Below are 13,704 nucleotides of genomic sequence, written 5' to 3' on the forward strand. Positions count from 1 at the left end.
CTCTTTAAAAAAGCCTCGCTTATGCGAGGCTTTTTTGTATCTGCTGCTTGGCTAAGATATTGTGTCTCTCTTGCGTATTTATCACCGCTTCTTCGCGCTAGATTCTGCTTCAAGCGCCTGATCCTGAGCTATTTTCGCTAATACGCTTGTTTCGCTTAAATAGTCATCTTAAAGCTCCACCTTGCGCTTTCTCGAGCCTGATTGATTTACGATGGTAGAGAACCCCATCCAAGCATCGATAATAAAACTAATGTTTTATTATTGTTAATGTCGTGTTTTTGGTGTGTTAATTTATTCTATCCTTTTGTTTTTATTTCACTTTATTCTTAAAGCCTCTTTTCATTTTGAAATCCCAATCGCAGTTTTTGCAAGTACTTTAATTTAGTGTGGTTATATGTTGAGCGATCCCACTAGGGAAGTGAATTTTAGTGCAATTTGTGATCTGAGTAGTGAATAAATAATCAATGTTAGAGATTATTTAAAAGCTTCCTTAAACAAAATTGACAAAATTTAACCAATCGAGATAATCCATTGGTCGGGATTTGACGCTATTAAAGTCCTGCGCATTGTCAGGATGACAAAGAAAGGAAGCAACATGACGAATATAGGAAGCCTGCTAGTAGATGCGGCCACCCTGATGCTAACAGGGATGGCGGTCGTATTTATTTTCCTCACCATTCTAGTTTATCTCGTTCGGCTAATGTCTAAATTGGTGCCAGAAGAAGTACCAGCGCCGATCGCAGCACCGAAAACAAATACCAACGTTCAATCAACCTCTTCAGCTGTTAGTCCACAAGTAGTGGCGGCGATCTCGGCTGCGATTCATAAACATCGCGCCTCAGTCGCGAAGTAGCCGAAAGATAGGATTAAAAAGGAGTTTAAGAGCATGTCTAAACCACTAGCTATCACTGATGTGGTCCTTCGTGACGCCCATCAATCCCTGTTTGCTACGCGTATGCGTATCGAAGATATGCTGCCTATCGCAGCTGAGTTAGATAAGGTTGGTTACTGGTCGTTAGAGACCTGGGGTGGCGCAACATTTGATGCGTGTATCCGTTTCTTGGGTGAAGACCCATGGGAGCGCCTACGCGAATTGAAAAAAGCAATGCCAAATACACCAATGCAAATGCTACTGCGTGGTCAAAACCTTTTAGGATACCGCCATTATGCCGATGACGTAGTAGAGAAGTTTGTTGAGCGTGCGCACGTGAATGGTATGGATGTATTCCGTATCTTTGATGCAATGAATGACGTACGTAACTTCCAAAAAGCGGTGAAAGCCACTGTTGATGTTGGTGCACATGCGCAAGGAACATTGTCTTATACCACGAGCCCAGTGCATAACGCAGACACATGGGTTGACCTTGCTAAACGTCTTGAAGACTTAGGTTGTCACTCTCTTTGTATTAAAGATATGTCTGGTCTGCTTAAACCTTATGAAGCGGAAGAGCTGATCACACGCATCAAAGCATCTTGTGATGTGCCACTAGCGCTTCACTGTCATGCAACGACCGGTCTATCTACTGCTACTGCCGTGAAAGCTGTAGAAGCGGGTATCGATATTCTTGATACTGCGATTTCTTCGATGAGTTGTACATACGGTCATACGCCTACTGAGACCGTGGTTGCGATGCTGCAAGGCACTGAGCGCGATACCAATCTGAAACTAGACCAAATCGAGCCTATCGCGGCTTACTTTCGTGAAGTACGTAAAAAATACGCGAAGTGGGAAGGTCAGCTAAAAGGTGTGGATTCACGCATTCTAATCGCCCAAGTTCCAGGGGGCATGCTGACCAACATGGAAGGTCAGTTAAAAGAGCAAGGCGCTGCGGACCGAATTGATGAAGTATTGGAAGAGATCCCACGTGTACGTGAAGATCTTGGCTTTATTCCACTGGTCACGCCGACATCTCAGATTGTTGGTACTCAAGCGGTAATCAACGTTCTGACAGGTGAGCGCTACAAGAGCATCACCAAAGAAACGGCAGGTGTTTTAAAAGGTGAATACGGTGCCGCTCCTGCGCCAGTTAATGCTGAGTTACAAGCGAAAGTACTTGATGGTAAAGAGGCAATTACCTGTCGTCCAGCGGACTTGCTTGAAGCGGAAATGGAAACCCTAACTGTTGATTTGATGGAGAAAGCGCAATCTGAAGGCATTAAGCTTGCGAGCGAACGTGTCGATGACGTATTAACTTACGCGTTATTCCCTCAAGTTGGTCTGAAATTCCTGAAAAACCGTGGCAACCCAGATGCGTTTGAGCCAGCACCAACGTTAGAAGCTGCGAAACCTGCCGCTGCACAAGTAACACAGGCTACGGCTGGTGGTGTTGAAACATACAGCGTGCGAGTTGATGGGCAAGTTTATGAAGTTGAAGTAGGTCCACAGGGGCAATTAACATCGGTAACGCCAAGTGGGGCAGCCGCACCGGTTCAACCTGCAGCGCCAAATGCTCCTGTTAATAGTGCTGCTGAAGCGGTTCCTGCACCTCTTGCTGGTAACATCTTTAAAGTGAATGTTCAGCCTGGTGCTGAAGTAGCGGAAGGTGACGTTCTACTCATCCTAGAAGCTATGAAGATGGAAACAGAAGTTCGTGCTGCGCGCGGTGGGGTGGTTCAAGAACTGAACGTGAAAGAAGGTGATGCCGTTACTGTTGGTTCACCACTGCTGAGTCTGGCGTAAGGGAGTATCATGGACGGATTGATGACCTTATGGTCAGAAACAGGGATCGCTAACTTTGAGTTCGGCCAAATCTGTATGATGCTGGTTGGTTGCACGTTGCTGTTTTTGGCGATCAAAAAAGGCTTTGAACCCTTACTGTTATTACCTATTGGTTTTGGTGCCATTTTAGCGAACATTCCCAATGCGGGCTTTACCGATCCAGGTGGTTTGCTCTACTACGTTTATTACATTGGTATCGAATCGGGCGTGTTCCCGCTGCTGATCTTCATGGGCGTGGGGGCGATGACTGATTTTGGTGCTTTGATTGCAAACCCAAAAACCTTGTGGCTAGGTGCTGCGGCGCAGTTTGGTATTTTCGCGACGCTGTTTGGGGCGATTCTGCTTAACTATGTTCCGGGTATGGAATTCTCCATGGCGGATGCGTCGTCTATCGCGATTATCGGTGGTGCGGATGGTCCAACGGCGATCTTCTTGGCGAGTAAGCTCTCTCCAGACTTGTTAGGTGCGATTGCCGTGGCGGCATACAGCTACATGGCACTGGTGCCGATCATTCAGCCGCCGATCATGAAAGCCCTAACCACGAAGGAAGAACGCCAGATCAAGATGGCCCAGCTGCGTCACGTTGGTAAGTGGGAGAAAGTAATCTTCCCGCTTGCTGTGTTACTGATGACGATTTTGTTCTTACCTTCCGCGACACCGTTGGTTGGTATGTTCTGTCTGGGTAACTTGATGCGTGAAGCTGGCGTGGTGGATCGTTTATCGAAAACCGCTCAGAACGAGCTGATCAATATCGTAACGATCTTCTTAGGTCTTGGTGTGGGCTCTAAGCTGCAAGCTGAGCAGTTCTTGAATCTAGAAACGCTAGGTATCTTGGGACTCGGTGCAGTCGCATTCAGTATCGGTACTGGGGCAGGTGTTTTGATGGCGAAGCTTCTCAATAAGTTCTCGAAAGAAGACATCAACCCACTTATCGGTGCTGCAGGCGTTTCTGCAGTACCAATGGCAGCGCGTGTTGTGAACAAGGTCGGTTTGGAAGCAAACCCACAAAATTTCTTGCTGATGCACGCAATGGGACCAAACGTAGCCGGTGTTCTTGGATCGGCGGTTGCCGCTGGTATCTTACTGGCACTGGTGGGGTAGTACACCATCTTGAGTTGTTTGTTGGAAAATTGGTGAAATAGAATTATCTACCAATTTACAAATTGACGATTAACTTCGGTAAACAAAATGGTTTATAGTCAAAGGGATGCTCTTGCATCCCTTTTTGTTTTCTCTCAGGGAATGGGTTATGGAACACAAACAGATCGCTATTACCGAATTCGGCAACGCAGAAGTTCTTGCAATTCAAACCACCTCAACACCAACCCCACAAACAGGGGAAGTCTTAGTTAAAGTGGCATACTCTGGCGTTAACCCTATTGATGTCAAAACGCGAGCGGGGCTTGGTTGGGCTGCGGCACAAAACAAAGACAACTTACCTTGGGTACCCGGTTATGATATTTCGGGGAAAGTCGTTTCATGTGGCGAAGATACCTCTCGTTTTCAAGAGGGGGATGAGGTAGCTGGCTTTATCGGTTTCCCTATTCGAGGAGGCGGTTACAGCCAATACGTTTGTGTTCCTGAATCTGAATTAAGTTACGTTCCCAATTCGGTCGCCTTAGAGGCAGCGGCAGTATTGCCACTTGCAGGTCAAACTGCGGCTCAAGCGCTGAGTAAAGCTAATGTGACTGAAGGTGACCGTGTATTGATACTTGCCGGAGCGGGTGGTGTTGGTCACTTAGCCGTGCAAATTGCAGTTGCGACCAAAGCAGAAGTGTTTACCACCTGTAGTGAACGAAATTTGGACTACCTCGCTACTTTAGGTGCACACGCAGTGAACTATCAATTTGCACCAGTGTCAGAACGTGTTGAAGATGTGGATGTTTTGATTGATCTTGTTGGTGGCGATGCCGCTTTAGACGCACTCAAATGCCTGACAGATAATGCTCGAGTCATTACTGTTCCAACGATTACTGCAGAACTGATTTGTGAAAAAGCCAAGTTACTTGGTTTTGAAGCCAGCGGCATGTTAGTCGAACCTGACCGTGAACAACTTGACACTTTGTTGTACATGGTTGGCGTTGGGCTGTTAAAAACTGAAGTACAACACGTCTATCCGATGACCGATGTTATTGAAGCTCACAAACAAGTCGAATCGGGGCGGACGCGAGGCAAGATCTTGCTTGATATGACATGTTAGAGGCATTTAATGCTGCCTTTGAAAACTTAGCTTTATGGTTTTCTGACTCCGCATTGTGGGTGCTATTCATTACTGGTTTTCTTAGTGCCACTCTATTGCCAGGTGGCTCTGAAGCTGGATTGATTGCCACCTTATCGTTAAACCAATACTCGGTTTCTTCCATCATTATTGTTGCCACCATTGGTAATACCTTGGGCGGTCTCACCAACTATTGGTTGGGTTTGTGGATTCCAAATAGAACTCAGGATGAGAAGCATGGGCATACCGCATTGAAGTGGCTGTCCAAATACGGGTATTGGGGATTGTTTTTTAGTTGGTTGCCAGTGATTGGCGACCCGCTATGTTTAGCGGCAGGATGGTTAAGGATGAAATTTCTGCCGTGTTTGGTTCTTATATTTTTAGGCAAAGCCGCAAGGTATAGCTTGTTGGCCGCCATCTATCTCGGTTTATTTTAAGGAAAGCGCATGAGAATGTTTTGGGTTAGCGCGTGTTCACTATTAGTGATCACGGGCTGTGCATCAAACTCCCCTGTATCATCATTGCCTGATGGAGTTACTTTCGTAGAGCAATCAAAAGCGGAAGAAGGCAAAGTGAAAATTCCATACCAGAAGTATCAGTTGGACAATGGTTTGACGGTCATTCTGGCACCTGAAGCGTCGGATCCACTTGTACACGTTGATGTCACATATCACGTTGGTTCGGCACGTGAAGAAATTGGCAAATCTGGTTTTGCTCACTTCTTCGAGCATATGATGTTCCAAGGTTCTGAGAACGTTGGTGACCAAGAGCACTTTAAGATCATTACAGAAGCTGGCGGTACACTAAACGGCACGACTAACCGTGACCGCACGAACTACTTTGAAACTGTTCCTGCTAATCAGTTAGAAAAAATGTTGTGGCTTGAGTCAGACCGCATGGGCTTTTTGCTCGATGCCGTCTCACAGCATAAGTTTGAAATTCAACGCTCAACAGTTAAAAACGAACGCGCGCAGCGTTATGACAACCGTCCTTATGGTTTGATTTGGGAACGCATGGCAGAGGCGCTGTACCCAGAAGGTCATCCATACTCGTGGCAAACGATCGGTTACGTTGAAGATCTTGACCGCGTTGATGTGAACGATCTGAAAGCCTTCTTCCTACGTTGGTATGGTCCAAACAACGCAGTACTAACCATTGGTGGTGATATCGATGTTGAGCAAACATTAGCGTGGGTGAATAAGTACTTTGGTTCAATCCCTCGCGGACCTGAAGTGGAAAATGCACCTAAGCAGCCTGCAAAGCTAGCAGAAAGCAAGTTCATCACCTTAGAAGATCGTATCCAGCAACCAATGGTTATGGTGGCATGGCCGACAACCTACAATGGCGAAGCCACTCAAGCGTCACTTGATACTCTATCAAGCGTGTTAGGTAGTGGTACTAACAGCGTGCTTTACCAAGACCTAGTAAAAACACAAAAAGCAGTAGATGCAGGTTCTTTCCATGACTGTGCTGAGCTTTCTTGTAATTTTTACGTCTACGCGATGGGTGATTCTGGTGATAAAGGCGACCTCACCAAGCTATATGATGAGCTGATGACATCGTTGGGTAAGTTTGCGAAGGACGGGGTGACGAAAGATCGTTTGGAGCAACTTAAAGGTCAATCTGAAGCCGATGCGATTTTCGCTTTAGAAAGTGTGAAAGGTAAAGTGACACAGCTAGCGTCGAATCAAACTTTCTTCGGCAAGCCAGATTTGATTGAGGAACAGCTTGAGCAACTTCGTGCTGTAACGCCTGAGTCGGTAGAAAAAGCATACAGTGATTTTATTCAAGGTAAGAACAAGGTTACCTTGAGTGTTGTGCCAAAAGGTAAAACAGAGCTTGCTGTGAAACCAGCGACATTCGTGACACCAAAACGCACTCTTCCTAAGTATGAAAAAATCTCAGACGATCAATTGGCTTACCGCCGAGCAACTGACAACTTTGACCGTTCTGTTCAACCGCCAGTGGGTGAGCCTGTTGAGGCAACCATGCCGAAGTTGTATGACATCCACTTCAACAATGGTTCTGAGTTGTTGGGTACAGTAAGCAGTGAAACACCAACCGTCACCATGCAGTTTAGTTTACCTGCTGGAACACGTTTCGTTGAAGCTGGTAAGGAAGGTTTGGCTCAACTGACTGCCGCTATGCTGCAAGAAGGAACAACCAAACGTTCAGTAGAAGAGATTCAAGCTGAACTTGATAAGTTGGGTAGTGTTATTTCTGTCGATGCGACAGGTTACACAACAGACATTAGTGTTTCCGCCCTGAAGAAAAACCTAGCGCCAACACTTAAGATTGTCGAAGAGATGTTGTTGTCTCCGGCATTTAAGCAAGAAGACTTTGACCGAGTTAAGACGCAAGCGTTAGAAGGCTTGGTGTATGAGCATCAAAAACCTAGTTGGATGGCGTCGCAAGCTAGCCGTCAAGTATTGTACGGAGATTCTATTTTTGCTCGTCCAAAAGATGGCACCAAAGCGGGGCTCCAAGCTCTGACTCTCGATGACGTGCGTGATTTCTATGCGAAGCACTACACACCTCAAAGTGCGCAAATTATTGCGGTTGGTGATATCAGCAAAGCTGACGTTGAGAAACAATTGTCGTTTTGGGCAAATTGGGAAGATGAAGCGGCACCTTTGTATGCCCCTCAAGCCATTGCTCCGCTAGGTCCACAAAAAGTTCATTTGGTTGATAAGCCAGGAGCTCCGCAAAGTGTGGTCATGATGGTCCGTCAAGGCATGCCTTATGATGCGACGGGAGATTTCTATCTGGGTCAGTTAGCAAACTTCAACTTAGCCGGTAACTTTAACAGTCGTATCAACCAAAACCTTCGTGAAGACAAAGGCTACACTTATGGTGCCTATGGCTATTTCTCTGGAAATGTAGAAACGGGTTCTGTTGTATTTACAGCGCAAGTGCGTGCGGACTCGACCATTGCCTCTATTGTAGAAATGGAGAATGAGTTGAATGAGTTCTCACAATCGGGCATGACTGAAGATGAATTGAAATTTATGCGCCAAGCAGTCGGTCAAAAAGATGCACTGAAATATGAGACGCCTACACAGAAAAGCAAACTCATCAGTGATATTTTGAAATACAACTTAGACAAAGACTACTTACAGCAACGAAACGCTATTGTTGAGACTGTCGACAAACAGACTCTCAACGCTCTAGCACAGAAATGGTTCGACCCGAATGACTACCAGATAGTTGTTGTCGGGGACGCGAAATCCCTTCGCCCTCAACTAGAAAAGTTAGGGAAAGACGTGGAAGAGCTTGAAATCATTCGATAGAGTACACATTTAATAGCGGAGAGGAGACTCTCCGCTATTCGTTTCTAACTAGATAAATGACTTTTTGATGGGTTATTTATCTAGATGGATTATATATCAACAACTTAGCTTTCACTTGCCACGCTTGGCGAGTGTCCTGCTCCCAATATAAGCGAACCTCATTTTGACTGATTTTGCTGCGCGACTAAAACAAGTTGCATCAAACCCAGAAGTATTTAAGCAGTTTGGACGCGGTGTTGAGCGAGAAACTTTGCGCTATCGTCAGGATGGACACCTAGCAACAACACCTCATCCCGAGGGTTTGGGCTCAGCGTTCACAAACAAATGGATTACGACCGACTTTTCAGAATCTCTGCTGGAGTTCATTACTCCTGTATCGCACGAGATCCCTGAATTAATGGGGCAGTTGAAAGATATCCATCACTTCACTCAAACCAAAATGGGTGAAGAGAAAATGTGGCCACTTTCAATGCCATGTTACGTGGGCTCGGAGGATGATATTCAGCTGGCACAATATGGCTCATCGAACTCAGCTAAAATGAAAACGCTTTACCGTGAAGGTCTAAAACGCCGCTACGGTAGCCTGATGCAAATTATCTCGGGCGTGCATTTTAACTTCTCTTTTCCTGAATCATTCTGGGACGCTTTGCATGGTGAACAAGATGAAGAAGCACGCCAAGAAACGAAATCTGCTGCGTACTTTGCGCTGATTCGTAACTACTACCGTTTTGGCTGGATGATTCCGTACTTCTTTGGGGCGTCACCAGCACTTTGTGGTTCATTCATTCAAGGTCGTGAAACTGACCTACCATTTGAGAAAGTTGGCGGCACTCTATACTTGCCTAAAGCGACGTCGCTGCGCCTAAGTGATCTCGGTTACACCAACAGCGCACAAAGCGTACTTAAGATTGGCTTTAACTCTATCGAGCAGTATCTTGATGGTCTAGACGATGCAATTCGTCACCCATCGGAAGAGTTTGCTCAGATTGGGGTAAAAGTGGATGGTCAATACCGTCAACTTAACTCGAACATTCTGCAAATTGAAAACGAACTGTACGCGCCAATTCGTCCTAAACGTGTAACTAAGAGTGGTGAAAAACCTTCTGAAGCGCTTAAACGTGGCGGTGTAGAGTACATTGAAGTTCGTTCGCTAGACGTGAACCCGTTCAGCGCCGTTGGTGTGAGTGAAGAGCAGGTTCGCTTCCTTGATCTATTCCTTACTTGGGCGGCACTTTCAGATTCTGACCCAATGGACAACTGTGAGCTTGAATGCTGGCGTGACAACTGGAACAAGGTCATTGTGTCTGGTCGTGAGAAAGGTTTGATGCTACAAATCGGTTGCCAAGGTGAGCGCCTGTCTCTACAAGACTGGGCACATCGTGTGTTTGCTGACCTTCGTCAGATTGCGGTTGAAATGGACTCGGTTGCTGGTGGAAATGCGTACCAAGCAGTTTGTGACAAACTTGAGTCTTGGATTGATGAGCCAGAGCTAACCATTTCTGGTCAGTTGCTTGAGCTGACAAAAGAGCATGGTGGTTTAGGTAAAGTGGGTTGTGCGCTTGGCATGAAATTCCGCGAAGAAAACCTAGCACACAACTATGAACAATATTCAGCCGATGCAATGGAAACGGAAGTTGCAACATCGGTAGAGAAACAAAAACAAGCAGAGCAAAGCGATACTCTATCGTTCGATGATTTCCTAGAAGATTACTTTGCTTACTTAAAACAATAACCAGCAGTAAGGGCAGGGATTGGACATTAAGCCGTTAGTGGTGTCTGTGCTTGGGAGCGTGATGTTAGCCGGTTGTGCAACTGCGCCCCCAAAGCAACAAGATAACCTATGTGAAATATTCCGAGAAAAATCCGGTTGGTACGAAGATGCCAAAGACATGGAAGAAGAGTGGGGCACACCGATAAATGTTGCCATGGCGATCATTAAGCAAGAAAGTAGCTTTCGTCATGATGCTCGACCGCCAAAAGATTACATTCTCGGTTTTATTCCATGGGGACGTGTCAGCAGTGCTTACGGTTATGCTCAAGCTCAAGACCCTGCTTGGGAAGATTTTCAAAAAGCGACAGGACAAGGTGGTTCACGCACCAATTTTGACGATTCAATGATGTTTGTCGGTTGGTATACCCATGAGACTCGTCGTCAATTAGGCATTTCGTTATGGGACCCTTACAACCAGTATCTTGCGTACCATGAAGGACGTGGTGGCTATAAGCGTGGGACCTATAAAAGCAAACCTAGCTTAGTTAAAGTTGCAAGACGCGTGGAGCAAACCGCCAAGACTTATGGCTGGCAGCTGAAGCAATGTCGTCAGGAATTAGAAGACAACAGCAGCTGGTTCTTTTAGTCTCCCCCCTAATAGTCAGAGGGGAAATGAACCGAAATAATGACCAATACGTGTAAGTATTGGAGGTTACAATCAGGAGAGATGTAATGCCTTTATTAGACAGTTTTACCGTAGACCACACACGTATGCATGCGCCAGCAGTTCGTGTGGCTAAAACGATGCAAACTCCAAAGGGAGACACCATCACAGTATTTGACTTACGTTTTACTGCACCGAACAAAGACATCCTTTCTGAGAAGGGAATTCACACTTTAGAGCATTTGTACGCTGGCTTTATGCGCAACCACTTAAACGGTGATAGCGTTGAGATCATCGATATCTCACCAATGGGTTGCCGTACCGGTTTTTACATGAGCTTGATTGGTACGCCTTCAGAGCAGCAAGTGGCGGATGCTTGGGTTGCAGCAATGGAAGACGTATTGAAAGTAGAAAGTCAAAACAAGATCCCTGAGCTGAATGAATACCAATGTGGTACAGCTGCAATGCACTCTTTAGATGAGGCAAAGCAAATCGCGAAAAACATTCTAGAAGCGGGCGTTGCAGTCAATAAGAATGATGATTTGGCACTGCCAGAATCTATGCTGAAAGAGTTACGTATCGACTAACTTAGCGTTGAGTTTAGATCTCTGAAAACAAAAAAATAGCCTGACACTGTCAGGCTATTTTTTTGTTGATTAGAATATTCAAAGTGGTGAAGTTAACTGCTCTTCTTGAGCTTTGGGTACACCTTCACCAGCTTGATGCGGTTCTCTTCAATATCGACAATTTCCATTGGATGTCCGGCAACTTGCACACTCAAGTGGCTTTCAGGAATGTCTTCTAAATGCTCTAGAATCAGACCATTCAAAGTGCGTGGACCATCGGTTGGTAGTTTCCATTTCAAGCCTTTGTTGATGTCACGAATGTTGGCGCTACCTTCAATCAGGAAGCTGCCGTCACCTTGAGGAGTAATCTCTTCTGACAAGCTTGGTGCAATGGAAGTCGTAAATTCACCAACAATCTCTTCTAAGATATCTTCCAAAGTGACGAGACCATTAATGTCACCATACTCATCGACAATCAAACCGATACGCTGCTTGTTACGCTGGAATTTCAACATCTGCACATTCAGTGGCGTACCTTCTGGGATGTAGTACACCTCATCAGCAGCGCGCAGTAGTGTTTCTTTGTTGAATTCATTCTTCTCTAGCATTAATCGGTATGCTTCACGTAGGCGCAGCATACCAACGACTTCATCAATCTGATCACGGTACAACACAATGCGACCATGAGGAGAGTGAGTCAGCTGACGGACGATAGATTTCCAATCATCATTGATGTCGATCCCTGTGATCTCATTGCGTGGCACCATGATGTCGTTAACGGTGACGTGTTCTAGATCCAGAATCGATACCAGCATGTCTTGGTGACGACGAGGGATAAGACCGCCTGCTTCGTTAACGACGGTGCGCAGTTCTTCTGAGCTTAGATGATCTTCTGTGGTGTGGTCGGCTTTCACACCAATCAAACGGATAAAACCGTTAGTAATGAAGTTCACTAACCTCACCAGAGGTGACAGAATTTTCATTAGAATGGTGAGGAGAATGCTGCTCGCGTAAGAGACGCGCTCAGGGTAAAGCGAGGCGATGGTCTTCGGTGTGACTTCTGCAAACACAAGGACAACCATGGTGAGTGCGCCAGTGGCAATCGCAACCCCTAAGTCTCCGTATAACCGCATACCTAAAATGGTTGCGATGGCAGACGCGAGAATATTGACGAGGTTGTTACCGATAAGAATAAGACCAATCAGTCGATCTGGGCGGTCTAGTAGTTTTTCGACTCGCTTCGCCCCTTTATGCCCATTATTGGCTAAGTGCTTTAAGCGGTATCGGTTCAAAGACATCATCCCTGTTTCTGAACCGGAGAAGTAACCTGATATGACGATAAGACACGCGAGTAGCGCAAATAAGATACCCGTAGATATGTCGTCCAAAACGCTGCTGTTCCTTGTATGTGTTTGGTTAATTTATGACCGAGCTTGGCCATTAAGTCAATGCAATAAGGGTTACTCTATTTTATTTGCCCTTTAATATAAAGGATAAGGAGCCCTAGGCTCCTTATTAATTGCATTTTATAGATGGAGAACATCAACTTAAGATGATTTCTTTCACAAAGCGACTACCGAAGTACGCTAAGGTTAACAAGGTCGCCCCTGCTACCGCGAACCATGTCACTTTCTTGCCTCGCCAGCCTTTCTGGTAATGCCCCCAAAGTAGAATTGAGTACACAACCCAAGCGATGAAAGAAAGGATACCTTTATGAGCTTTTCCTTGAGCAAACATGTCTTGTACAAAAACAAAACCAGTAATCAAGGTTCCCGTTAGGAGCAAGTTACCAATCAAAATAATCTTGAACAGTTGACGCTCTACCATCATCAAAGGTGGCAAATTCGGATTAATTGCTAACGACTTCTTGGTTTTTAGTTTGTGGTCGAGCCACGCAAGTTGCAGTGCGTATAGGGCACCGATAGTTAAAGTTGCGTAGGAAAAGAGCGCAAATGAAATGTGTATAAGTAGCTTAGGGTCGTTCTCTAAATGCTTAATAAAAGTGCTTGGTAAGAAAGTAGCAGCAGTTAAATTGATGGCAGCAAAGCTATAAACCACAGGAAGAAGGAACCACAAGCGGTTCTTCAACATCGCAACGCTCATCACCAGTGAGATAATAAAGCTGATAAGAGAGGCGACATTAAGAATGCTGAGATTTTGCCCTGAACCGTCGAAAATCAGATCACTCAGAATCCAAGCGTGAAAAACCAACGCACATGCCGCGCTGGCAAATACGGTTTTCGCTTTAATTCCTGACTGTTGAGAGAGTCCGGGAATGATGGTCGCAATTGCCAGAACGTAAAGAATGGCGGCTGCGATGGCAATTAAGCTATCCATGAATCTTAAGAGTTATTGTGCACAATGGTGAAAATTATACCTTGCATTACTCTTTGGGGCTATGGGCTATGCCTCATCAATCACGAGAGATGAGATATTGAAATTAACGAGTTAGCCCTCAAGTTAAGGATAAGAGCCGTGTTCGGGTATGACTGTGACGTTGGCTAAGGTATACTCACACTAATTAATCGCCATTTTA

At 45.5% G+C, this 13,704-nt stretch carries 11 protein-coding genes; 9 read left to right on the forward strand and 2 right to left on the reverse strand.

Annotated elements, in window-relative coordinates; translation table 11 throughout:
• Positions 1-595: 595 nt before the first annotated feature.
• The 9 genes from VHA02S_RS00005 to luxS all read left to right on the forward strand — a co-directional run bounded on the left by VHA02S_RS00005 (position 596) and on the right by luxS (position 11,189).
• Positions 596-853: an oxaloacetate decarboxylase subunit gamma gene (locus VHA02S_RS00005; RefSeq protein WP_005448441.1), complete on the forward strand. Its 258-nt coding sequence runs from the start codon at positions 596-598 to the stop codon at positions 851-853.
• A 33-nt stretch (positions 854-886) separates the two neighbouring features.
• Entirely contained in the window at positions 887-2,680 is a 1,794-nt protein-coding gene (gene oadA / locus VHA02S_RS00010) for a sodium-extruding oxaloacetate decarboxylase subunit alpha (protein ID WP_038897982.1), read from the forward strand.
• 9 nt (positions 2,681-2,689) lie between these two features.
• Entirely contained in the window at positions 2,690-3,820 is a 1,131-nt protein-coding gene (locus tag VHA02S_RS00015; protein ID WP_005438059.1) for a sodium ion-translocating decarboxylase subunit beta, read from the forward strand.
• A gap of 148 nt (positions 3,821-3,968) precedes the next feature.
• The gene (locus tag VHA02S_RS00020; protein WP_005448434.1) at positions 3,969-4,919 is read left to right on the forward strand and encodes an NADP-dependent oxidoreductase; all 951 of its coding nucleotides are present in this window, start codon (positions 3,969-3,971) and stop codon (positions 4,917-4,919) included.
• Positions 4,913-5,374 (forward strand): YqaA family protein, encoded by a 462-nt coding sequence (locus VHA02S_RS00025; protein WP_009698760.1) that lies wholly within the window; start codon positions 4,913-4,915, stop codon positions 5,372-5,374. Before VHA02S_RS00020 ends, VHA02S_RS00025 begins: the two co-directional genes overlap by 7 nt.
• A gap of 9 nt (positions 5,375-5,383) precedes the next feature.
• Positions 5,384-8,227, forward strand: a complete 2,844-nt coding sequence (locus VHA02S_RS00030; RefSeq protein WP_038897984.1) for a M16 family metallopeptidase — start codon at positions 5,384-5,386, stop codon at positions 8,225-8,227.
• A gap of 163 nt (positions 8,228-8,390) precedes the next feature.
• Positions 8,391-9,959, forward strand: a complete 1,569-nt coding sequence (gene gshA, locus VHA02S_RS00035; protein ID WP_017817672.1) for a glutamate--cysteine ligase — start codon at positions 8,391-8,393, stop codon at positions 9,957-9,959.
• Positions 9,960-9,978: 19 nt separating this feature from the next.
• Entirely contained in the window at positions 9,979-10,584 is a 606-nt protein-coding gene (locus VHA02S_RS00040) for a transglycosylase SLT domain-containing protein (RefSeq protein ID WP_029790340.1), read from the forward strand.
• An 86-nt stretch (positions 10,585-10,670) separates the two neighbouring features.
• Entirely contained in the window at positions 10,671-11,189 is a 519-nt protein-coding gene (gene luxS / locus VHA02S_RS00045) for an S-ribosylhomocysteine lyase (protein WP_005448429.1), read from the forward strand.
• 92 nt (positions 11,190-11,281) lie between these two features.
• Here luxS and VHA02S_RS00050 read toward each other — a convergent pair whose 3' ends face one another.
• Together VHA02S_RS00050 and VHA02S_RS00055 are read right to left on the reverse strand one after the other, a co-directional pair.
• Positions 11,282-12,556 (reverse strand): HlyC/CorC family transporter, encoded by a 1,275-nt coding sequence (locus VHA02S_RS00050; RefSeq protein WP_005446238.1) that lies wholly within the window; start codon positions 12,554-12,556, stop codon positions 11,282-11,284.
• A gap of 154 nt (positions 12,557-12,710) precedes the next feature.
• A complete protein-coding gene (locus VHA02S_RS00055) occupies positions 12,711-13,505 on the reverse strand; it encodes a cytochrome C assembly family protein (protein ID WP_038897985.1) in 795 nt (264 codons plus the stop codon).
• Positions 13,506-13,704 lie beyond the last annotated feature (199 nt).

Origin of the sequence: Vibrio harveyi NBRC 15634 = ATCC 14126 = KCTC 12724 (genome assembly GCF_001591145.1) — a bacterium.
Lineage (GTDB): Bacteria > Pseudomonadota > Gammaproteobacteria > Enterobacterales > Vibrionaceae > Vibrio > Vibrio harveyi.

Excerpts from the sequence above, each read along its gene's own strand:
- VHA02S_RS00005 (WP_005448441.1), top strand. The coding sequence starts at position 596 with ATGACGAATATAGGAAGCCTGCTAGTAGATGCGGCCACCCTGATGCTA.
- oadA (WP_038897982.1), top strand. The coding sequence starts at position 887 with ATGTCTAAACCACTAGCTATCACTGATGTGGTCCTTCGTGACGCCCAT.
- VHA02S_RS00015 (WP_005438059.1), top strand. The coding sequence starts at position 2,690 with ATGGACGGATTGATGACCTTATGGTCAGAAACAGGGATCGCTAACTTT.
- VHA02S_RS00020 (WP_005448434.1), top strand. The coding sequence starts at position 3,969 with ATGGAACACAAACAGATCGCTATTACCGAATTCGGCAACGCAGAAGTT.
- VHA02S_RS00025 (WP_009698760.1), top strand. The coding sequence starts at position 4,913 with ATGTTAGAGGCATTTAATGCTGCCTTTGAAAACTTAGCTTTATGGTTT.
- VHA02S_RS00030 (WP_038897984.1), top strand. The coding sequence starts at position 5,384 with ATGAGAATGTTTTGGGTTAGCGCGTGTTCACTATTAGTGATCACGGGC.
- luxS (WP_005448429.1), top strand. The coding sequence starts at position 10,671 with ATGCCTTTATTAGACAGTTTTACCGTAGACCACACACGTATGCATGCG.
- VHA02S_RS00055 (WP_038897985.1), bottom strand. The coding sequence starts at position 13,505 with ATGGATAGCTTAATTGCCATCGCAGCCGCCATTCTTTACGTTCTGGCA.